This is a genomic window from Anoxybacter fermentans, assembly GCF_003991135.1.
Lineage (GTDB): Bacteria > Bacillota > Halanaerobiia > DY22613 > DY22613 > Anoxybacter > Anoxybacter fermentans.
Map to the genome: position 1 here is coordinate 2592372 of NZ_CP016379.1, position 20784 is coordinate 2613155.

Annotated in this window: 24 protein-coding genes; 1 reads left to right on the top strand and 23 read right to left on the bottom strand. The window is 36.7% G+C overall.

Annotated elements, in window-relative coordinates; translation table 11 throughout:
• Position 1 precedes the first annotated feature (1 nt).
• The 23 genes from atpH to rho all read right to left on the bottom strand — a co-directional run bounded on the left by atpH (position 2) and on the right by rho (position 18977).
• The gene (gene atpH, locus BBF96_RS11815) at positions 2–565 is read right to left on the bottom strand and encodes an ATP synthase F1 subunit delta (protein WP_127017349.1); all 564 of its coding nucleotides are present in this window, start codon (positions 563–565) and stop codon (positions 2–4) included.
• Complete coding sequence (atpF, locus tag BBF96_RS11820; protein WP_236777814.1) at positions 559–1065, bottom strand: F0F1 ATP synthase subunit B; 507 nt, start codon at positions 1063–1065, stop codon at positions 559–561. The genes atpH and atpF overlap by 7 nt, the downstream gene beginning before the upstream one ends.
• Before the next feature lie 122 nt (positions 1066–1187).
• Positions 1188–1451, bottom strand: a complete 264-nt coding sequence (gene atpE / locus BBF96_RS11825; RefSeq protein WP_127017350.1) for an ATP synthase F0 subunit C — start codon at positions 1449–1451, stop codon at positions 1188–1190.
• Between the two features lie 56 nt (positions 1452–1507).
• Positions 1508–2146 carry a F0F1 ATP synthase subunit A gene (gene atpB, locus BBF96_RS11830; RefSeq protein ID WP_236777815.1) on the bottom strand — a complete coding sequence of 213 codons (639 nt, stop codon included), beginning with the start codon at positions 2144–2146 and terminating at the stop codon, positions 1508–1510.
• Positions 2147–2183: 37 nt separating this feature from the next.
• Complete coding sequence (locus BBF96_RS11835; RefSeq protein ID WP_127017352.1) at positions 2184–2600, bottom strand: ATP synthase subunit I; 417 nt, start codon at positions 2598–2600, stop codon at positions 2184–2186.
• Positions 2593–2829, bottom strand: coding sequence for an AtpZ/AtpI family protein (locus BBF96_RS11840; protein ID WP_127017353.1), 237 nt, complete (start codon positions 2827–2829; stop codon positions 2593–2595). The genes BBF96_RS11835 and BBF96_RS11840 overlap by 8 nt, the downstream gene beginning before the upstream one ends.
• Positions 2830–3089: 260 nt before the next feature.
• Positions 3090–4208, bottom strand: coding sequence for a tetratricopeptide repeat protein (locus BBF96_RS11845; RefSeq protein ID WP_127017354.1), 1119 nt, complete (start codon positions 4206–4208; stop codon positions 3090–3092).
• A 655-nt stretch (positions 4209–4863) separates the two neighbouring features.
• Entirely contained in the window at positions 4864–5928 is a 1065-nt protein-coding gene (locus BBF96_RS11850) for a glycosyltransferase family 4 protein (protein WP_127017355.1), read from the bottom strand.
• Positions 5929–6012: 84 nt separating this feature from the next.
• Positions 6013–6474: a deoxycytidylate deaminase gene (locus BBF96_RS11855; protein WP_236777816.1), complete on the bottom strand. Its 462-nt coding sequence runs from the start codon at positions 6472–6474 to the stop codon at positions 6013–6015.
• The gene (gene upp, locus BBF96_RS11860; RefSeq protein ID WP_127017356.1) at positions 6461–7090 is read right to left on the bottom strand and encodes a uracil phosphoribosyltransferase; all 630 of its coding nucleotides are present in this window, start codon (positions 7088–7090) and stop codon (positions 6461–6463) included. The genes BBF96_RS11855 and upp overlap by 14 nt, the downstream gene beginning before the upstream one ends.
• On the bottom strand, positions 7083–7535 hold the full coding sequence (gene rpiB / locus BBF96_RS11865; RefSeq protein ID WP_127017357.1) for a ribose 5-phosphate isomerase B: 453 nt from the start codon (positions 7533–7535) through the stop codon (positions 7083–7085). Before rpiB ends, upp begins: the two co-directional genes overlap by 8 nt.
• A gap of 77 nt (positions 7536–7612) precedes the next feature.
• Positions 7613–8080, bottom strand: a complete 468-nt coding sequence (locus tag BBF96_RS11870; RefSeq protein ID WP_127017358.1) for a low molecular weight protein arginine phosphatase — start codon at positions 8078–8080, stop codon at positions 7613–7615.
• 12 nt (positions 8081–8092) lie between these two features.
• Entirely contained in the window at positions 8093–8644 is a 552-nt protein-coding gene (locus BBF96_RS11875; protein WP_127017359.1) for a manganese efflux pump MntP, read from the bottom strand.
• Positions 8645–8660: 16 nt separating this feature from the next.
• Positions 8661–9725 carry an L-threonylcarbamoyladenylate synthase gene (locus tag BBF96_RS11880; protein WP_127017360.1) on the bottom strand — a complete coding sequence of 355 codons (1065 nt, stop codon included), beginning with the start codon at positions 9723–9725 and terminating at the stop codon, positions 8661–8663.
• Positions 9700–10068, bottom strand: a complete 369-nt coding sequence (ytxJ, locus tag BBF96_RS11885) for a bacillithiol system redox-active protein YtxJ (protein ID WP_127017361.1) — start codon at positions 10066–10068, stop codon at positions 9700–9702. The genes BBF96_RS11880 and ytxJ overlap by 26 nt, the downstream gene beginning before the upstream one ends.
• Positions 10069–10198: 130 nt before the next feature.
• Positions 10199–11059, bottom strand: coding sequence for a peptide chain release factor N(5)-glutamine methyltransferase (prmC, locus tag BBF96_RS11890; RefSeq protein ID WP_236777817.1), 861 nt, complete (start codon positions 11057–11059; stop codon positions 10199–10201).
• Positions 11060–11061: 2 nt separating this feature from the next.
• Positions 11062–12138 (bottom strand): peptide chain release factor 1, encoded by a 1077-nt coding sequence (gene prfA, locus BBF96_RS11895; RefSeq protein ID WP_127017362.1) that lies wholly within the window; start codon positions 12136–12138, stop codon positions 11062–11064.
• Positions 12139–12177: 39 nt separating this feature from the next.
• The gene (locus BBF96_RS11900; protein WP_127017363.1) at positions 12178–13053 is read right to left on the bottom strand and encodes a DUF1385 domain-containing protein; all 876 of its coding nucleotides are present in this window, start codon (positions 13051–13053) and stop codon (positions 12178–12180) included.
• Positions 13046–13594, bottom strand: a complete 549-nt coding sequence (locus BBF96_RS11905) for a thymidine kinase (protein ID WP_236777935.1) — start codon at positions 13592–13594, stop codon at positions 13046–13048. Before BBF96_RS11905 ends, BBF96_RS11900 begins: the two co-directional genes overlap by 8 nt.
• 252 nt (positions 13595–13846) lie before the next feature.
• Positions 13847–15871 carry a methyl-accepting chemotaxis protein gene (locus BBF96_RS11910; RefSeq protein WP_127017365.1) on the bottom strand — a complete coding sequence of 675 codons (2025 nt, stop codon included), beginning with the start codon at positions 15869–15871 and terminating at the stop codon, positions 13847–13849.
• A 344-nt stretch (positions 15872–16215) separates the two neighbouring features.
• Positions 16216–16422, bottom strand: a complete 207-nt coding sequence (gene rpmE, locus BBF96_RS11915) for a 50S ribosomal protein L31 (protein ID WP_127017366.1) — start codon at positions 16420–16422, stop codon at positions 16216–16218.
• Positions 16423–16584: 162 nt separating this feature from the next.
• The gene (locus BBF96_RS11920) at positions 16585–17703 is read right to left on the bottom strand and encodes a M23 family metallopeptidase (protein ID WP_127017367.1); all 1119 of its coding nucleotides are present in this window, start codon (positions 17701–17703) and stop codon (positions 16585–16587) included.
• A 20-nt stretch (positions 17704–17723) separates the two neighbouring features.
• On the bottom strand, positions 17724–18977 hold the full coding sequence (gene rho, locus BBF96_RS11925; protein WP_127017368.1) for a transcription termination factor Rho: 1254 nt from the start codon (positions 18975–18977) through the stop codon (positions 17724–17726).
• A gap of 336 nt (positions 18978–19313) precedes the next feature.
• Between rho and BBF96_RS11930 the strand changes: the two genes are divergently transcribed.
• Positions 19314–20516, top strand: a complete 1203-nt coding sequence (locus BBF96_RS11930) for an ISL3 family transposase (RefSeq protein ID WP_127015490.1) — start codon at positions 19314–19316, stop codon at positions 20514–20516.
• Positions 20517–20784: the final 268 nt, after the last annotated feature.

Genomic DNA, 20784 nt, shown 5'->3' on the forward strand with positions numbered 1-20784 from the left:
ACTAACTCACCCCCAACTGACTAACCTGTATTTGAGCCAGATCTTCTCTCATTCTTTCTAGATGCCGCTTGATACTTCCATCAATAACTTTATCTCCAATCCGTAATCTTATCCCGCCAATGAGAGATGGATCTACAGTCACCTGTAATTCCACCTCTTTACCAGTCAATTCCTTCAACTTTTGCTTTAATTTGCTCTCATTTTCGGATGAAAGTTCAAATGCAGTATACACCTGAACTTCCACAATTCCCCTGGCTTCTTTAACCAGGTATTGAAAATATTCGATAATATCTTTCAACAGAGTTTGTCTACCTTTATCAATCAGTAGCAAAATAAAATTAAGAATCAGTGGCGAGAATTCAGACCCAAGGATTCTTTTAATTAAATCTCTTTTTTCAAAGTCAGGAATCTGCGGATGATTAAGTAATCTTTCCAGATCCGGTTGATCTGTTAATAATCGATTAATTTCGATAAGTTCCTGGTTAAATTGATCCAAACTATTCTCTTCAACAGCAAGATCAAAAAGAGCTTTTGTATATCTCTCAACTGCAGCATTTTTTAACATTTTGCTTCACCTAGCTTATCCTTATCTAATTGATCAATAAATTCCTCAACCAGGCGTTGATGCAGATTGTAATCAACAGATTCCTTCAGAAACTTGGTTGCAATCAACAAACTAATATCTGAGACTTCATCACGCAGTTGGCTCAATGCATGCCGCTTGGCCTGAGCAATCTCTTCCATGGCCCGTTCTTTAATTCGTTTTGCCTCTTCACGTGCTTCAGCAATAATTTCCTCACGCCGTTCATTACCCCGCTTCTCCGCTTGTGCAATAATCTCTTGAGCTTCATCACGGGCGGCTTTAAGTCTGGCTTCATATTTTTCAGCTAGTTCAGCTGCTTTCTTTTTACTTTTTTCAGCTTCTTCTAAATCAGACTTAATTTTTTCTCTCCGCTTATCTATCAAGTTCAGTAAGGGCTTATAAAAATATCTTTTTAAAAGAACGATCAAGACCAGGAAGTTAATAATCTCCCAGACCATAGTATAGTTTGGCAATATGCTCATTTATGCAAGCCCCCTCTCCTGGTTGGATCGTAACCTAAATATGCAAAAAAAAACTGTTTTTCAAACGGTGACAGAAGGAAAGATTTTTATCTTTCCTTCTGTATTTAAATAGCTATACTTTTTTAAGTTAAAACAAATAGCAATACAATTGCAATAACCAAAGAATAAATACCGGTGGACTCAGCTACCGCTTGACCTAAAAGCATAGTAACATAAATGTCACCACGTGCTTCTGGTTGACGGGCAACAGCTTCAACTGCTTTACCAGCTGCATAACCCTGACCTACACCAGGGCCAATACCTGCAATCATCGCAAACCCCGCACCCAGATAAGCAGCAGCAGTAATAATAATTTCCTTCCATTGAGCAATAATTTCAGGTGTCATTTATAATTTCCTCCTCTCTTAAAAGTAAAAATATAGATATATTAATTGTTAAATTTTTAGCCGTCCTTTGCGACAGCAATATAAACAATAGATAACATGGTAAAGATAAGAGCCTGAATCACTCCCACAAATAAGTCAAACCAGGCAATCAGTGGAACTGGCAAAAACCAGGGAATAAACTTCATGGCAATTCCCAGAATAATTCCTCCACCCAAAATATTTCCAAAAAGACGGAAGGAGTGAGAAACAGGTTTTGCCATTTCCGAGATTATATTTAAAGGCAGTAAAAAAGGTACCGGTTGAGCAAATCCCTTTAAATAATTCCAGACGCCCTGTGCCTTAGAACCGGCATAGTGACTGACAACAAAAACTACCAGGGCAAAACCCAAAGTAGTATTCAAGTCAGCTGTCGGATTATTAACAAAAGGAATAAAACCGCTCAGATTGGAAACTCCGATAAAGAGAAAAATAGTTCCAATCAATGGTAAATATTTGCGCCCTTCACCGGGCATCAACCCATCAATAAAATCTATAATGGTAGTTACAAATACCTCAGCTACCATTTGCAAACGTCCCGGAATCATCTTAAGATTGCTAGTAACCACCTTTGCAAAAATAATCAAAAGGATTACAATAACCCAGGCAGTTACTAAAGTATCAGTAATAAAGGGGACGTTATTAATTGAAACCAACACCTTGGGCCCTACATTCAAAACCTTTCACCTCACTTTCTTATGGCTTTTTTAAGAATGTTTTGAACTTAGATTCATAAAGATTAACAAGCACCTGCCAGAAAGCCCAACTTAAAAGGCCAATTTTAATGGTTAAAAGTCCAATTATAGCTCCACCAAAGCTAAAATCTTGACGTTTGTAAGCTACAGCCAGAGTACCTGCATAAATCAAATAACGAATCAGATACTGTACCATTATATAACTTTTGGCCTTCTTCTCAGACATCTCAAGAGCTTTCTTTGTTGTACTGGCCAATCGAAAAAACATTAGTAAAGAAATAACCAGGCCAAAAAGATAACCCCGTAAAATATTAAAATTTCCCGATATCAATATAAGTATAACCAAAAACCCCGCAGTTCTTACCACTTGTTTGATAATTTGCCTTTCTGTTCTTAAATTTATTTTCACATCAATCATCCTTTTTTCGCCTGTTAAAGTACCGACTTATCAACTGATAGATTGACCAAAATCCGGCACCTACACCTATTATCATAAAAAAAGGTGTTAGAAAAAATGAGTACCCTAATAACCGATCCAGAAATCGACCAATAAAAAAGGCAATCCCAACTGAAACAACCATAGTTAATCCTAACTGAGAGATTAGAGCGATCATTTGGATAATAAGTTGCCAATCTTTGCTTTTCATAATATAACCTCTCTTCTAAAAAAATACCATATAACTGAGATTGCCCAACTCTTTTATTTAAAATTCTACATTCTCCCTGCTAATCCTGCTTTTAAGTCAAAATATTAAATTTTCAGACAAATTTTAATTAACTAATGGTAAAGCCTTACCATCTGGTTTTCTTGTTCATAAAAACAACAAAGTCAGAAGAAATTTTTTGTTTCCTCCCAAATATCAATATCATAAAAAATGAAATAAGACTGATATTATTTATCAGTCTTTTATATGAGCCCTAATTTAACAGATAAAACCCGGGATTTGGAATAAGATTTAGTCTTAACCGGTTGACCAGTTATTCTCTGATACAAAATTTCCGCACTTTTTTTCTCCTTTTTCATATCAAATTTATGAAAAATCTCGCCTGCTTCTATCAGATTGCTCATTGCCTCTTTCTTCTCATTTTTTTGTAAATGATAAAGGGCCATTAGATAAAAAATTTTACCCATTAGCCTTTCACATTCCCATCTGGTTTCAGCAGTTATATTTTCAATCAATTTATCTAAAGAACGCTCACAAAAAAAAGCTGTCTTTTCAGGGTCAAAATCTAAATACAATCTCCCAATCTCGCGCAAAGTAGCTGCAGAAGTAAGAAAATCTCCTGTTTTTTCTGATATTTCTAAACTTTTCTCATATTTCTTTTTAGCCTTTTCAAATTGACCCAATTTGGTAAAGATATCACCTAAACAGTGAAATAAGCGCCCCATAAGAACCTGATCATTGTTTTTTCGAATCAGTTTAAAGGCCTGGTAATATAACTGAAGAGCTAATTTGAATCTACTTTCCCGATGATAAGTTACTCCAATTCCCATCTTACATTTGCCCATCAAAGCCGGATCCTTTAATTGCTGGCTATAAGAAAGTCCTTTAGCATAATTGGATCTTGCTTCCTTATAACGGGATAAAAGAATTAAAACCTCGCCCAATTTTATATGTATTTTTGCTTTTGACCTTAATTGTGCCATACCATCATTAAAGAAAGAAATCGCTTCTAAAGCTAATTCCCATTCTTTTACCGCTTCACTATATCTACAAAAATGATGAAAGATATTACCCATTAACTCTCTAATCCGGTAAATCTCCATATAATCATTGCGCTTTGTAAAAAAACTGAGAGCTTCTTTAGCTGAATTTAAAGCCAACTGAAATTTCCCCTGATATTTATAAATCATTGCATATAAACGTTTAGCACCCCCATAGGCATAATGCTCAGGACAATCTTTAATCAAATCCATCAATTTTTCAAGTGTTGAAAGTGCCCTTTTATAATCATTATTTTTGATTTCTACTTCTGCCTGTTCATATAAGACAGTGATTAGACTCTCTGTAGCACTACTATTCATCTTAACACCCCTCTACAAATTTAGTCTTTCCACAAACACTAGTACTGAATCGGGGATTTAAAATTTTTTAATACTGATTATACTGCAAAAAGCTAATTTTGAGCGACATAGAAATTTTTCGCCAAATCATCTTAGCGAGATTTCCGACGAAATAAGGCCCCATCACAGAAGGTGATGAGCTAGTTCTAAGGGTCAGGAGGGCCCTTTGATTAGGAAGCCTTATTTCGGCGAAAATCGAGCTTTAGATGATTCGAAAAATTTCTCAAGAAGCGAAAAATTAGCTTTTTGCAATTTAACCAATACTAAAAAATTATACAACTGTGAACAACTTTCATCCCTGGCATCAACAAACTTTCTCTAATAAAATATTATGGCCAAAGGCCAATTTGTTTCTGCAAGTTAAAATTTATCTTTAATATAATAATACCCTAAAAAAACAAATTTTCCTCCTTATTAAAAAAATTTTTTAAATTAATTGCAATTTTATCTATTTAGTCTATATACAATATAGAACATATATAAACTATTAGTTTTACATTTATCATATGTAAAAATAACTAATATTAAACAATATTTTAAAAATCATAAAAAAAGCTTTGCTCAGAGAAAAATATTTCTCCAAGCAGAGCCAGGTTAAAAAATTAACTAATATTCTCTATACTTCTTCACCAAATTTACCAGCATGACGCTCGCTGTGTGTAAATTCTATCTCAAAGATACCCAGTTTCCAGGCACCCCATACGAGAGCACCAACCGTCAGTACAACCAGAATAATCGCTTCAGAAGTTGAAGCACCATTGATAGCAATAGCAGTAAAACCAAGACAAATGCTAATCAAATAGACTACAATCACTGCTTGACGATGGCTCAAACCAATTTGAAGCAAGCGATGATGCAAATGGCCTTGATCCGCCTGTGAAACTGGTTTACCATTAAAGCTTCTACGAATAATAGCAAACAGAGTATCAAAAATAGGTACACCCATTGCCATAATAGGAACCAATACTGTTGCAGCAGTTGCACTTTTCAATGCACCTACTGTCGAAACAGTCGCTAACATAAATCCTAAAAACATTGACCCCGTATCGCCCATAAAAATCTTAGCCGGGTTAAAGTTATATCTGAGAAAACCCAACGCACCTCCAGCAAGAGCTGCTGTCATCAATACAGTCAAAATATTACCTTCCTGAATGGCTACAAAAAGCAGTGTAAATGCTGCAATCGTAGATACACCAGCAGCTAAACCATCCAATCCATCAATTAAATTGATAGCATTAATGATACTGACAACCCAAAAAATAGTTAATGGGATTCCCCAGATTCCCAGATACACCATTCCACCAAAAGGATTGGTAATGAACTCAATCCTTACTCCAAAAGCAACCAATATTGCAGCTGCCAGAATCTGTCCAATTAATTTGTATCTAGGACGAAGTTCCTTAAGATCATCTACAATACCCAAAATCAAGATAAAAGTACTGCCTACCAGCACTCCCTGGATAGAACGGTTAGAACTTAAATCAGTTACAGTCGTTAAAATAGCTAAAACCACACCAAGATAAATAGCTATTCCTCCAAGACTTGGTACAGGGCGAATATGCACCCTTCGTTCACCAGGTTTATCAACTGCCCCAGTTATTAAACTTAAGTTTTTAATCAAAGGAGTCAATAGATATGCCACCAGAAATGCAATTATAAAAGCAAACAGAGCACTTTGCATCTTAAGGTCATCCTTTCTAAGGACAGGGGACTGTCCAACATGATTCTACCTTCTTTACGGCTTAAAGTCAATCAAATTGGACTGTTACTTTTTGTCAGATCGGAAAACCCTAACTTTAATCCCCGCCTGATCAAACATCTCTTGAGAAAGGGAATCAGGATATTCCCCCTCATAAACAATTTCAACAATTCCTGCATTAATAATCATTTTAGCACAAACCACACAGGGCTGATGTGTACAGTAAAGAGTGGCACCTTTAATGGATGAACCGTGTAAAGCAGCTTGAATAATGGCATTCTGTTCAGCATGTAGGCCCCGGCAGAGTTCATGTCTTTCTCCGGATGGTACTTTTAATTTGGCCCTTAAGCATCCTACTTCACCACAATGAGGGAGATTACTGGGAGCACCATTATATCCAGTAGCTAAAATTCGCTTATCCAAAACAATGATAGCACCCACCTGTCTTCTCAGACACGTAGAACGTCTGGCAACAACATGAGTAATCTCCATAAAATAAGAATCCCATTCCGGTCTATTTGGTTCCATATAATCGATCCCCCGCATCACCTAAGCCCGGTACAATATAGGCATGATCATTTAAACAATCATCCACTGCTGCAACATAGATATCTACATCAGGGTGATCTTTTTGAATAACTTCAATACCTTCTGGGGCAGCAATTAGACACATCAATTTAATATTTTTTCCACCTCGCTCTTTAACAAACCGAATAGCTGCTGAAGCAGAACCGCCTGTTGCCAGCATAGGATCTACTATAATCAAATCCCGCTCCTCTATATCGGTAGGCATTTTACAGTAATACTCAACCGGTTCTAAAGTCTCCGGATCACGATAAAGACCAATATGACCAACTTTAGCTGTAGGAATTAAACGAAGGATTCCATCAACCATTCCCAAGCCTGCTCTTAAAATTGGTATAATTCCTAGTTTCTTCCCCTCTATCATTTTTGCTTTAGCAACAGTGATAGGTGTCTTAATTTCAACTTCAACTAAAGGTAAATCTCTTGTAACTTCATAAGCCATTAACATGGCGATTTCATTCAATAGCTCCCTGAACTCCTTGGCACCTGTTCTCTCATCACGAATTAAAGTTAATTTATGTTGAATAAGCGGATGGTCAATAACATGTACTTTACCCATTATTTATTCCCCTTTCCAGAGAGGTTATTTTATCAATACGACGTTGATGGCGTCCACCTACAAATTCAGTCTCTAGCCAGATCTTTACAATATCTAAAGCCAATCCTTTTCCAATAACCCGTTCGCCCAAACAGAGAACATTCGAGTCATTGTGTTCACGGGTTGCCCTGGCTGAAAAACAGTCATGGCAAAGAGCAGCCCGGATTCCAGGAACCTTGTTAGCAGCAATAGACATCCCAATACCTGTACCACAAATCAAAATTCCCCTATCAAATTCACCTCGAGCCACTCCTTCAGCCACAGGGCGAGCAAAATCAGGGTAGTCTACAGACTCCTCTGAATATGTCCCAAAATCCTTATACTCAATCTGTAAACTCTCTAAATATTTTTTTATTTCTTCTTTTAAACGAAAACCCCCATGATCTGAACCAATAGCAACTTTCATTTATACCTTCCTCCTCATAAATATTCTTTATATTCAAATTAAATTCCTTCACCTCTAAAAAAGTTAGGACAAATTTACTATAATTGTTCTAATAAACGTTTGAGATAAATCTCTAATTCTCCTGCACATTTTTGATATACTTCAACAGGTTGTCCGAAAGGATCTGCAATATCCAGATTTGATTCTTCTTCAGGCCGAATAGTATATTCTTTCAGGGTAAATACCTTTTCTTTTGCATCAGGATAAAGATCTAAAAGCATCTTTTTGTGAGCCTGGGTCATGGTCAAAATCAAATCAGCATCCTGAACCAATTCCTCATTAATCGGTGTGGCCTTATGTTTCTGAATAGCAGTAATTCCCTTATCCCCTAGTACTTCAATAGCCTGATCTGCTGCCGGATCATTTTCTATAGCAGCCACTCCAGCAGATCGAACAATGAATTCATCACCCCTCCCTGCTTCTTCTGCTAGATGTCTAAAAAGATATTCAGCCATACTGCTCCGGCAGGTATTACCTGTACAGACAAATAAAATCTTTTTTTGCAAAATAACACCTCCTTAAAAAAATAACATTTTTAATCCCAGAGCAACCAAAATTCCACCACCAAAAATGCTGGTCTTTTCAATAAAATGACCAAGCCGGAATCCCAAAAAGATTCCAGCAAGAGTCATTGCTGCGGCCACAATTCCAAATATCCCGGTAACAAAAATTAACTTTTGTACACCAAATGTACCCAGACTAAAACCGATACTCAAGGAATCTAAACTCACACTTAAAGGTAAGACAATAAACTGCCAACCTGAAAGTTTTTCAATATTCTCTTCCTCTTCTGTGGTAAACTCTTCATAAATCATTTTAGCACCTAAAATAACAAGCACAGCTGCCCCTACATAGGCTGCAATATCTCCAGCCAGAGTTCCCAAAGCCTGACCAAGAAAAATCCCAACCAGAGGAAGTAGAATATGTAAAACCCCTACCGTTAAACATAATTGACCTGTTTGATAAGAACTTACTCCCTGCATCCCAATTCCGATGGATAATGAGAATGCATCCATCCCAAGAGCTATTGCTATCAAAAAAACTGTTATTAATCCTAATTCTTGATTCATGGCATACCTCCAAATATCAGACCCGTATTATTTGATATCCCGCTGCTTTCCGCAAGCGATTCATCACTGCAAGTCCTAATCCATGTAATGGCAAACCTTCAACAAGAATCAAATCCACTTCTGTCTCATCAAATTCACGCAGCAATTTGAAAAGATTTATCCCTATTTCTTCCAGTTTTTCCCGGCTTCCCAGAACTTTTACCGTAATGGGTGGAAGGTCAGTATCAAGACTTTCTACCAGCTCCCGAGTAGCCAGTAGGCCTAATTTCTTTTGAGAGTTTTTTATTAACTCTATTAACTTTTCTTTGACCCGTTCACTTTCACCTTCTACTATTAAAAGTTCTGCCTCAGGTGAATAATGGCGATATTTCATCCCGGGACTTTTAGGCTTTTTATGCTGAACCTCTTTTGTAGCTATACCTGCATCCAGCTTAAGAGGCCCTATTAAGTCTTCAATAGCTTCTAAGGAAATACTTCCCGGACGCAAAAGGATGGGTTTATCCTCTGAAAAATCCAGAACAGTTGACTCAATTCCCGTATGGCATGAACCACCATCAATAATCATCTCTACACGACCATTAAGATCGTGGATGACATGTTCTGCCAGGGTAGGACTGGGACGTCCGGATAAGTTAGCACTGGGAGCTGCCACTGGAACATTAGCAGCAGCAATCAGTTCCCGGGCAATAGGATGGGATGGCATACGTACGGCAACTGTATTCAATCCTCCAGTAACCTCATCGGGTACATGATTTTTTTTCTTTAAAACCAGGGTCAATGGCCCAGGCCAGAACTTTTCGATGAGAACTTTTGCTTTTTTCGGTACCACAGTCACCAATTCTTCCAAATCACTTAAATCTGCAATATGTAAAATTAACGGATTATCTGAAGGCCGGCCTTTTGCCTGATAGATTTTTTTTACTGCTTTCGGGTCTAAACCGTTAGCCCCTAGTCCGTAAACTGTCTCTGTAGGAAAAGCCACAAGCCCACCCTCGCGTAGAATCTTACCTCCTTTAATAATCCCCGGATGAGAGGAGAGATCTTTATCCTCAGGATCAAGCTTTAAGACTATTGTTTTCATACATCATCACCACTTGCTTCAACTTATTTTCTGTAATCTCATAATGGGAATCATTCCATACCGCCCTACCATCTACCACCAGAATAGCCTGAGGAGATTCATGTTTGACTCCTAACCGCTCAGCGATGGCATTAGATATATCGCGATGTTCCCTGATTCTGATCAAAGTAAATAGGATATCTTCTTTTTCATAACCTCTAACAAAAGCTTCATAGTGTCTAAATGCACCAACACTGATGGGGCATATATGATTATGTTTAAAGATAAAGATCGGTTTATTTGAAGATTCACCTAGAATTTGATCCACTTCTTCTATTCGAGTTAATTCTTTCATTTCTGCCATTGGTTACTATTCCTCCTTAGTAAAATGATCGAAATTTCCGTTCTTATCTTTCTCCAAAAGATCATCAATTAATCTTTTCGCCTCTATAAAATCCAGCAAAAAAGCAGGGTTACGGTTAAACCGCCCTGCCTTATTTTTTAATTCCCATAACTACCCGGTCAATTCCAGCCAGATCTTTAAGGACAGTAATTTTATCAAAACTTTTTTCCATCATTGTTGCCACTTCTTCTGACTGCCCAATTCCCACCTCAAAAGCGAGAAGCCCACCTGAACTGAGAACCTCTGCCCCGGAAATTATCTGACGATATGCATCAAGCCCATCTTCTCCCCCATCTAATGCCACCCTGGGTTCAAATTTGACCTCAGGTTGAAGATTTTTAAGATCACTTCGTTTAATATATGGTGGGTTAGAAACAATCACCTGAGGGTGAAGGTTAGCTTTAATGATTGGATCAAGAAAAGAACCCTTAATAAATTTTACTCTCTTTTCAACCCGATGTCTTTTACCATTTTCTTTAGCTACTTCTAATGCTTGAGGAAAAATATCTATTCCAATCACTCTAGCTTCGGGAAGATTATGGGCAAGGGAAATAGCAATAGCACCACTCCCGGTACCCACATCCACAATCAGGGGATCTTTAAACTTCGCTTCATTTAAAAATTTAATTACAGCCTGCACCAGATGTTCTGTCTCAGGGCGAGGAATGAGAACATTCTTATTGACCTTAAAATCAAGAGACATAAACTCTTGATGACCAACAATATATTGAACAGGCACCCGTTTAGAGCGGAGAATAACCCGTTCACGATATTTATCAATTTCACTTTTAGTCAAAGGCTGATCAAATCGGACATATAGCTGGATGCGTTCCAGTCCTAAAAGATCAGCCAATAAAACTTCTGCATCAAGACGGGGGTTTTGAATTCCATATTTTTCAAAATGTTTAATTGTCCGTTCCAGAATCTCTTTAATATTCAAACTCTTACTCAATTTTATTGCACCTTCTTTAAACGTTCTGTCTGATCAAAAGTAATTAGTGCATCAATAAATTGATCCAATTCCCCATCCAAAACCTGATCTAACTGATGAACTGTAAGATTAATACGATGATCAGTTACACGACCCTGAGGAAAGTTATAAGTTCGAATCCGTTCACTTCTATCACCAGTCCCAACTTGACTCTTACGTGCCTCATCAATCTTTGCCTGAGCTTCTGCCTTTGCAAGTTCATACAGCTTAGCTCTTAAAACACGCATAGCCTTCTCTTTATTTTTATGCTGGGACTTTTCATCCTGACAACTAACAACAATACCTGTAGGAAGATGGGTTATGCGAACCGCAGAGTCAGTAGTATTAACATGCTGACCTCCATGACCACTGGAACGGAAAGTATCAATCCTTAAATCTTTAGGATCTATCTCAATTTCTACTTCCTCCGCCTCCGGTAAAACAGCTACTGTAGCTGTAGAGGTATGAATACGACCACTGGATTCAGTAACAGGAACCCTCTGTACGCGGTGAACACCACTTTCATACTTTAATCTACTGTAAGCACCCTGACCTTCAACAATAAAGATTACCTCTTTGAAACCACCAATACCAGATGCGTTAGAACTTAAAATTTCAATTTTCCAACCCTTACTTTCGGCATAACGGGTGTACATTCTAAAGAGGTCTGCAGCAAAGAGTCCAGCTTCATCTCCCCCTGCACCAGCCCGAATCTCCATAATAACATTCTTCTCATCATTGGGATCTTTAGGTAATAATAAGATAGGAATCTCTTCTTCTAATTTCTCTTTTAAAGGCTCCAGTTCCTTTAACTCCATCTGAGCCAGTTCTTTTAACTCAGGGTCGCTGCTTTCAGATAAAACTTTTTTTGCTTCTCTAATACCATTTATCGTATCCCGATATTGATGATACTTTTCGACTATCTCACTCAAGGATGCATGTTCCCGGGCAATCTTTTGATATTCTTTTGGATTTTTATGAATAGATGGATCTGCCATTCGCTGACCAAGTTCATTATACTTTTCTTCAATCTGTTTCAACTTCTCCATTAAATTTTCCATAAAATACAACCTCCTTAATAAGGTTAAATAACAACAAAATCAAGATTCTTCTTCCAAAACGGCTTTTAAAGAGGCAATGGCTACTTCAATTTGATCATCAGAAGGAGTACGGGTGGTCAATTTTTGTAACCATATTCCTGGTTGGGCAATAACATAAATTATTGGATTGACCTTTTCTCCCCCTGCCTTTTTAATCACTTCATATGCAGTACCAGCAATCACTGGCAATAAGGCCAGATGGATCAAAATACGCTTTAAAAATGCCGGACGACCGAAGAATGAAAAAAAGATGATACTAATTATAATTACAACAAAAATGAAATTGGTTCCACACCGCGGATGAAGTGGACTATATTTGCGAGCATTCTCTATGGTAAGTTCTTCACCCTTTTCGTAGGCATGGATTGTTACATGCTCTGCACCGTGGTATTCAAAAATCCGTCGGATATCTTTCATAAGAGAAATAACAAGAATATATCCAATAAAAGCAGAAGCCTTAACAATACCTTCAATAAGATTCAAAACCAGGTTACTGGCAACATAGCCCTGTATTAGCTTGACAACCCAGGCAGGTAAAGCAATAAAAAGCAGTACTGCCATCCCAAAAGCCAAAAGAATTGAAAAAAACATCTCCAGAAAGGACAGCTCTTCTGCTTCTTCTTCATCATCCAAAGCCTGATTAGCAGAAAAAGTAATGGCTTTCATCCCGATAATTAAAGTTTCAATAAGTGCCACAACTCCGCGAAAAAAGGGCCATTTTAAAAACGATAGCTTTTGAGTTATGGAATTTAGCTTTTCTTTTTTTACTATAATTTCGCCATCAGGACGACGAACTGCTATTGCCAGCCATTCTTTTCCCCTCATCATTACACCTTCAATAACAGCCTGGCCACCATATTGAGATTTTTTAGCCATTCTCTTTCCCCCCTTTTCCGGGAACTTCATGGCACTTACGGCATCTAGCCTCATAGACTTCCTGAGCTCCTACTAAAATTACCGGATCATCATACTGAGCGGGTTTCCCATCAATCAAACGCTGGGTTCGACTAGCAGGATTGCCACATTTAACACAGATAGCATGAAGTTTATCCACATATTCCGCCAAAGCCATTAATTGAGGCATCGGACCAAAGGGTTTGCCTCTAAAATCCCGATCCAGACCTGCCACAATCACTCGAAGGCCGCGGTCAGCCAATTCCTCACAGACACCGATAATCTGCTGATCAAAGAATTGAATCTCATCAATAGCAATCACATCTGTCTTAGGATTCAGCCGCTTTAAGATTTCATCCGGATGATCTATAGGAATGGCTTCTACCTGATCACCATTATGGGAAACCACATTGGTTTTGTGATATCTATCATCTATTATAGGTTTAAAAACCTGTATCTTTTGTTTAGCAATTTTGGCCCGACGAACCCGACGGATCAATTCCTCACTTTTGCCGCAATACATGGGCCCAGTTATAACTTCAATCCAACCTGTATTCTGTATCTTATACAATATTGTCACCTCTTTTGACCATTTTTATGTTTTACGAACATATAACAGTAACATAATAATTTTCGCTATGGATTTGAAATTTCCTGCTCAATAAATAAGGAAAACTCCATAAACACTTTCGCCACAAAAAATTATTTTCAACCAATTTCTATTGAATACTAAAATACAAAGAAATCTACCTCAAATGAGGTAGACGTTTGTACTTTAAATTTTAAATTTGGCCACCATTTCCTGTAAATCTTTTGCCAAACGTGCTAATTTATCAGTCGATTGAGAAATTTGTTCTAAGGCTGCTGTCTGTTCTTCTGTAGCCGCAGAGGTCTCCTCTGTACTTGCCGCTGTTTCTTCAACACTGGCACTAATATTTTCAATCATCTTTACCATTAGATCTACAGTTTGGGAAATCTTTTCGTTCTCTTCAACAATCTCATTCACCCTGATGGTTATTTCTTTAAGCATCTCATGAATTTCATTGAAAAATTTATTTGTATTATCAACTGCAATTTCCTGAGCTTTTACCGCTCTTTCAGCATTACCCATTTCTGATACAGCAGCTTCAATATTTTCTTTTATATGATTAATAATCTCTTCAACTTGAGTCGTAGCTCTACCTGTCTCTTCAGCCAGGCTCCTGACTTCATCAGCAACAACAGAAAATCCGCGACCATATTCACCTGCTCTGGCTGCTTCTATAGCTGCATTTAATGCCAATAAATTAGTTTGGTTCGAGATGGCCTGAATAGTACTCACTATTTTGACAATATTTTCTGTTTGTCTTGCTAGTGATTGAATAATTTCCCCTACTTTTATTACTGAAGTTTTATTTTCATTCATTTTTGCAAGCTGCTCTTTAACCACATTCACTCCCTCGTTACTAAATCTTTCTACTTTTGTGATTGATTCTAAAGTTTCTTTGGTATTATTCATTATTACTTTAAGAGAATCAGCCATTTTTTGTATCGAATCAGCCCCGCGTTGGGTATCTTCTGCTTGAGAGGAAGCCATGATAGCCAGACCTTCAATAGTATTAGCAATCTGTTGAGCTGTTTCCAAACTTTCTGCTGTAATAGTTGCCAGTTCCTGACTACTGGAAGAAACTTGAGTGGAAGTATTAATAATTTTATCTATTATTTTCCGCAAATTTAGAGCCATATTATTAAAGTTTTTGGCCAGTATTCCAATCTCATCGTTAGAATTTATATCTATTTCGTTCGTCAAATCTCCCATAGCAATTTTCGTAGTCCCTTTAGCCAGTATATCTATTGGTTTACCAACAAAAACCATAATTACTATGTACATTATAACTATAGTAATAGCTAAACAGATTAAACTTATAATTCCAAAAAATTCTAGAAGTTCTCTGGCTGGACGAAGAGCAGCATCCAAATCACCGCTCACTACAAAATATTCATCTCCAGATCTTTTAAATGCAACCATCTGTCGAACCCCATCAAAAGTAGTATGCACAAACAATCCTTCATCTTTACCAACTATTTTATTAAAAAGTCCCATGTCTTTAAGATTTGCCCCTATAAAATTTTCATTTTTATGATATTTAATATTCCCCTCTTTATCAACAACCCACGGTTCAAATAAACCAAGCGAGGTTCTTTTAATAATATTTTCCAGTTTATTTCTTTCATAAACTTTAGCCAAAACTTCCGGTCTAATTCCTACTTGAACAATACCCGGTTTATCCAATCGGCCTACGCCTATATATTGAAAAAGTACTCCATCTGCACCCCGGGGCTGAGGTTCTTGAGCCAGTTCAAAATTTGGATCATAGATTCCCTCTAAAAAAACTTTTGACTGTTCAGAAGAATGAAAATCAAACCCAAAAAACTCAGGATGAGTTCCACTAACTAAAATACCATTTTCATCTACAATGTGTATTTCATCAATAACACCAAGATCTTTTTGCAATTTTTTCAAAGCCTCCGAATTCAAAAATTCCGGATTTCTTTGAATCAATATAGCAATCATTCTAGCCAGGGCTATAGCATTATCATTATTCAACTGATAAACAGCTTCTTCACTAAGTTTTGCTTCTTTACTTAACTCGTTCACCTTGCGTACACCAGCTCTTGCTGCTTCTTCCATCTCTTTATACAACTGCCTAACATCATGTTTATAAAGTACTACCCCCAATATTAAAAATAAAATTACTAACACTAAAACTGTAGGAACTGTAATCTTGGCTCTTAATGAATTTTTTAAGAACTTAAGCACCAAACCACCCTCTTTCTTTTTTATCGAATAATATCTACTAAAGCTTAATTTATTAACTGTAGGTTACAAAATTGATAAAAAGTCAAGATATCTCCTCCTCCCCTTTCATTTATAAAGAACTTCCATTGAAATTCCAGCTATGATAATCTTAACAACATATTACTTTAATTTAAATATTCTATATTTATTCGTAAAACCCTCCTTGACTCTTTCAGTTATAACAAAAGTTTTGTTAAACATTTACTTATACATAAATTAAAAAAGGCTCCTAACACCTGTCAGAAGCCTTCTAAACATAAAAAATAAAAAACAGGGCGTTTTTACCCTGTTTGAGATTCTAATATTTATGCATCAAAACCGTATTTTTTATTAAATCTTTCAATTCGACCGCCTCGAGCAGCACGTTTAGTAGCCTGGCCGGTATAGAAAGGATGGCAATTTGAGCAAACCTCAACTCTGAGTCCCTCTTTTACAGTAGTAAGCTCATACTCTGCTCCACATGCGCAAACAACCTTAGTTTTTTTCAATTCAGGATGAATTCCTTTTTTCATTCTATTTCACCTCTTTCTTCCGAAACTAAATTTATTTTAACATGTATGAATGTTGAGCTCAAACTCTAAATAAGACGTCTTTAAACACAATCCAGACATTATTATACCTCATCTTCTATTAAGAATCAAGTCCATTTTAACCTTTATCTTCTATAAAAGATCTTATTTTTTGAGATATTTCAACGGATTTACTGCCTTACCATTAATCCTGATCTCAAAATGGAGATGAGGCGCTGTAGAGAAGCCGGTATTACCGGAAAGGGCAATCACCTGACCTTGATAAACAAAATCGTTTTTCTTAACAAGTAGTTTACTATTATGTCCATAGCGGGTAACTGTTTTATCATCATGTTTAATGTAAACTGCTAACCCATAGCCTGATGCTTCCCCGCTATAAATCACCTTTCCTGATTTAGCAGCTTTTATCGGAGTACCGGTTGGAACTGCCAGGTCAATTCCATAATGAAATTTGCCCCAGCGCATTCCAAAAGGTGAGGAAATTGGTGCACGTACTGGCCAGATAAAACCTGTAGAAAATCCACCTCGAAACTCCAATTTTACTGGACTGGCACCAGGAATAATCAGAGTATCGCCAATACTTAATCTGGCAGATTTAAGGTTATTATACTCCATAATTTTTTTTACCTCAACCCCATAGAGTCTGCTTATATCACTCAAAGTCTCATAGGGGCTAACTTTATGAATCACACCCTTACAATTCAAAATCTTTAACTCCTGTCCAGCTTTAAGCCGTTTAATATTTTCAATATGTTGATTAGCTCCAATGATCGTATCTATATCAATACCATACATACGTGAAATATCCCAGAGAGTTTCTCCCGGCTGAACAATATGAATCGAAACCTTCTTACCAGCCGCCTTAAGTAAAGTATTTTCCCTTGGAGATTTAACATCGACCAAAAGATTTTCCGGACGGATAGTTGGTTTGGGAAAGTCTACACTATTTAGAATAACAGAAGACTCTTCTACCACCTTAAATATATTTTTCATAAAAAGTTCTATCGATTCACTGCCTCCATTTAATAAATCATTCCTGTTCCAATCCTGTTCAGCTGTAAATATTGCAGTTTGATTTGCTTTCCAGATCTCCTGTTTTTCTAAAAGCGGGTTTGTAAGAATATCCTCAGTTAAATGAATTTGTATCTCTTCAGGTTTTATCACAGACTCCGAATCAGATCTGGCAATGGTAAAACCAAGAATCAGAAACAGAATTAAAACTCCAATAACCACCCATCTTTTCAACACAAAAGGTATTACCATCCCGGGTCACTCCAATTATTTTAGAAAATTTTCTCCAGTGCAGCCAGAAGCTCTTTATTATTAGCAGTATTTTTAATCTGCTGAATAAATGTTTCAATTACCCTGGCAGGATCTAAATTGCTAATTCCTTTTCTAAATTTCCACATTATCCTCAATTCTTCCTCTGTTAGAAGCAATTCTTCTTTTCGGGTTCCTGAACGCTGAATATTCACAGCCGGGAAAAGCCTCTGTTCTGCCAGACGGCGATCTAAATGTAATTCCATATTACCTGTTCCCTTAAACTCTTCATAAATTACATCATCCATCCTGCTTCCCGTCTCCACTAAAGCTGTAGCAATAACCGTTAAACTCCCACCTTCTTCAATATTCCGGGCCGCACCGAAGAAACGTTTGGGATAATGCATAGCCGACGGATCAAGACCTCCAGAGAGAGTTCGACCGCTAGATGGAATGGTCAGATTGTAGGCCCGTGCCAGCCTTGTAATACTATCCAATAAAATTACCACATCATATTTATGCTCAACCAGGCGTTTTGCCTTCTCCAATACCAGTTCAGCTACTTTAATATGATTTTCAGGCGGTTCATCAAAAGTTGAAGAAATTACCTCTGCATTGACAGAACGAACCATATCTGTGACTTCTTCAGGTCGCTCATCGATTAATAGAACCATTAATTTCACTTCTGGATGGTTACGGCTAATACTATTAGCAATTTTTTTGAGTAAAACAGTCTTACCAGCTTTGGGTGGGGCTACAATCAACCCCCTCTGCCCTTTACCTATGGGAGATACCAGATCAATCAAACGGGTAGATACTTCATGAGGATAGGTCTCTAAACGAAGACGTTCCTGGGGGTAAAGTGGGGTCAAATCTTCAAAATGAGAACGTTCACGAGCCAGTTCAGGGTCCTGATAATTAACAGCTTCAACACGTAATAGAGCCAGATATTTCTCATTCTCCTTTGGACGTCTGACCTGCCCCGAAACCACATCGCCATCTCGCAAACCAAAACGCTTAATCTGGGAAGCTGATATGTATATATCATCAGGAGTAGGTAAATACTTGGACGGTCGCAAAAAACCATACCCCTCAGGTTGGATGATCTCTAAAACTCCCTCTGCAAAGATCAAACCACCCTTTTCAGTCTCTGCCTTTAAAATCTCAAAGATCAGTTCTTTTTTCTTTAGTCGGGTATATCCGGAAATCTGCAGGTCTTTTGCTATAGAGTGAAGTACACTTATGTTTTTAGCTTCCAACTCACTAAGGTTCAACATGAACAGACCTCCTGTACATTAAAATCCATATCTAATTTAACTCTTTACATTATATCATTCCTGACAAGGCAACGTCAATAAAGGAAAAATAAAACTTTTATTTAAATTAATTTGTCTATTTAATTTCCCTTTTTCTTTCTGCATTTCCGGTCTGGATATTTGATTTTTTCGATTTTTAAAAAAACAATTGTCTTCAGATTGAAGCAGAAAAATATTTTTCATTTTGGGTCTATAATTAATGTTGTGAAGAAAAAATTATAAAAAATAAAAAGGCATTTGCTGGCCCCGTTGAATTAATTAGTTGCGAACTAAAAACCAAAGAAAGGAGTCCAGCAAATGCAATATAATAATATCATAAAATTTCTTGATTTGCCAGACATTATTGCAACTGAAATTATTTCAACGGAGGACAGATATATTTTTATCGCTGAAGCAAAGAAAAATCACATTGTGTGTCCTCAGTGTGGTAATATCACTAATAAAATCCATGATACAAAATGGCAAAATATTAGAGACATCCCCATAAGAGGTAAACTAGTAATCATTAGACTTCTAAAGAAAAGATATCGTTGTCCTTATTGTCATAAGAGGGGTATCCCTGAAAAATATGAAAGTATTGATAAATATGCCCGTAATACCAAACGCTTTGATAAATATCTTGCTAAAGAAACTGTCAGCAAGGATTATTCTAAAGTTGCTAGAGAAAACGGGTTAAGTTATACAGCTGTTAATAATGCAGTTAAAAAAGTAGTTGACCCTCTCATTAAACAACAAGTTTCAAAACTTAGTCAATTAAAAGCCATCAGTATCGATGAATTTGCAGTTTTAAAACGCCATAAATATGGAGTTAGCATTACAGATCCAATTAATCGGGAGTTAATTGACATTTTACCTACTCGCAAAAAGGATGATTTAATTGACTACTTTAATTGTTGGGAAGATGAACAAAGACGACAGATTCAATCGATCTCTATGGATATGTGGCGGCCGTTCAAAGCAGTAGCAGATGCAGCATTTACTCATGCAAAAATTGTTATAGATAAATTTCATCTTGTAACTTTAATGAACAGAGCCCTTGATGAAGTTAGAAAACAAGTTCAACAAACAGTAAATAATCATCAGAGAAGAAAGTTTTTTCAAAGTCGTTTATTACTCCAAAAACGAGCTGAAGAATTGACAGATGAAGAACATGAAAAGCTCATCAAATTATTTGAACTCAGTCCAGCTCTAGAAAAGGCCTGGGAATTAAAAGAGGAATTCAGAGACCTATTGCAGCTAGATGATGTGAAAGAAGCCACCAGAGCTCTAAAAAGGTGGTATAAAGAAGTAATAAAAAGCAAGCTGATGCCTTTTTACCAGGTAAAAAAGATAATACAAAGATGGGAAGAAAAAATACTAAATTATTTTAAGAATAAGATAACCAATGGCTTTGCTGAGGGTATCAATAACAAGATTAAATTGATCAAAAGGATTGGATATGGTGTTCCAAATGTTATGAATCTAAGGAGAAGAGTATTTAATGCAATGTTAAGTTATTAAATTTAAATGTTTATTTCAAAATCAATTTACCAATCAATTCAACGGAGCCAACTTATCTTTCACAACATTTGACGGAGAGCCTTCATTTTTTATGAAAAATTATTTTTTGTAATTATATATTATTTTATATATTTATTTATGGCTTATTATTTTAAATAATACATAATTTTAAAATTCATATTGTTGATAAATATTCAACTTAATACTATAGTTATTGTATAAGTATCAAACCCAACAGGGAAGACTGTTAGAAACAGAGATTTTCAGG

Bases quoted from the DNA above. Each gene is read 5' to 3' on its own strand.
- atpH (WP_127017349.1), bottom strand. From the start codon at position 565: ATGTTAAAAAATGCTGCAGTTGAGAGATATACAAAAGCTCTTTTTGAT.
- atpF (WP_236777814.1), bottom strand. From the start codon at position 1,065: ATGAGCATATTGCCAAACTATACTATGGTCTGGGAGATTATTAACTTC.
- atpE (WP_127017350.1), bottom strand. From the start codon at position 1,451: ATGACACCTGAAATTATTGCTCAATGGAAGGAAATTATTATTACTGCT.
- BBF96_RS11835 (WP_127017352.1), bottom strand. From the start codon at position 2,600: ATGATTGATGTGAAAATAAATTTAAGAACAGAAAGGCAAATTATCAAA.
- BBF96_RS11840 (WP_127017353.1), bottom strand. From the start codon at position 2,829: ATGAAAAGCAAAGATTGGCAACTTATTATCCAAATGATCGCTCTAATC.
- BBF96_RS11845 (WP_127017354.1), bottom strand. From the start codon at position 4,208: ATGAATAGTAGTGCTACAGAGAGTCTAATCACTGTCTTATATGAACAG.
- BBF96_RS11850 (WP_127017355.1), bottom strand. From the start codon at position 5,928: ATGCAAAGTGCTCTGTTTGCTTTTATAATTGCATTTCTGGTGGCATAT.
- BBF96_RS11855 (WP_236777816.1), bottom strand. From the start codon at position 6,474: ATGGAACCAAATAGACCGGAATGGGATTCTTATTTTATGGAGATTACT.
- upp (WP_127017356.1), bottom strand. From the start codon at position 7,090: ATGGGTAAAGTACATGTTATTGACCATCCGCTTATTCAACATAAATTA.
- rpiB (WP_127017357.1), bottom strand. From the start codon at position 7,535: ATGAAAGTTGCTATTGGTTCAGATCATGGGGGTTTTCGTTTAAAAGAA.
- BBF96_RS11875 (WP_127017359.1), bottom strand. From the start codon at position 8,644: ATGAATCAAGAATTAGGATTAATAACAGTTTTTTTGATAGCAATAGCT.
- BBF96_RS11880 (WP_127017360.1), bottom strand. From the start codon at position 9,725: ATGAAAACAATAGTCTTAAAGCTTGATCCTGAGGATAAAGATCTCTCC.
- ytxJ (WP_127017361.1), bottom strand. From the start codon at position 10,068: ATGGCAGAAATGAAAGAATTAACTCGAATAGAAGAAGTGGATCAAATT.
- prfA (WP_127017362.1), bottom strand. From the start codon at position 12,138: ATGGAAAATTTAATGGAGAAGTTGAAACAGATTGAAGAAAAGTATAAT.
- BBF96_RS11900 (WP_127017363.1), bottom strand. From the start codon at position 13,053: ATGGCTAAAAAATCTCAATATGGTGGCCAGGCTGTTATTGAAGGTGTA.
- BBF96_RS11905 (WP_236777935.1), bottom strand. From the start codon at position 13,594: ATGTATTGCGGCAAAAGTGAGGAATTGATCCGTCGGGTTCGTCGGGCC.
- rpmE (WP_127017366.1), bottom strand. From the start codon at position 16,422: ATGAAAAAAGGAATTCATCCTGAATTGAAAAAAACTAAGGTTGTTTGC.
- BBF96_RS11920 (WP_127017367.1), bottom strand. From the start codon at position 17,703: ATGGTAATACCTTTTGTGTTGAAAAGATGGGTGGTTATTGGAGTTTTA.
- rho (WP_127017368.1), bottom strand. From the start codon at position 18,977: ATGTTGAACCTTAGTGAGTTGGAAGCTAAAAACATAAGTGTACTTCAC.
- BBF96_RS11930 (WP_127015490.1), top strand. From the start codon at position 19,314: ATGCAATATAATAATATCATAAAATTTCTTGATTTGCCAGACATTATT.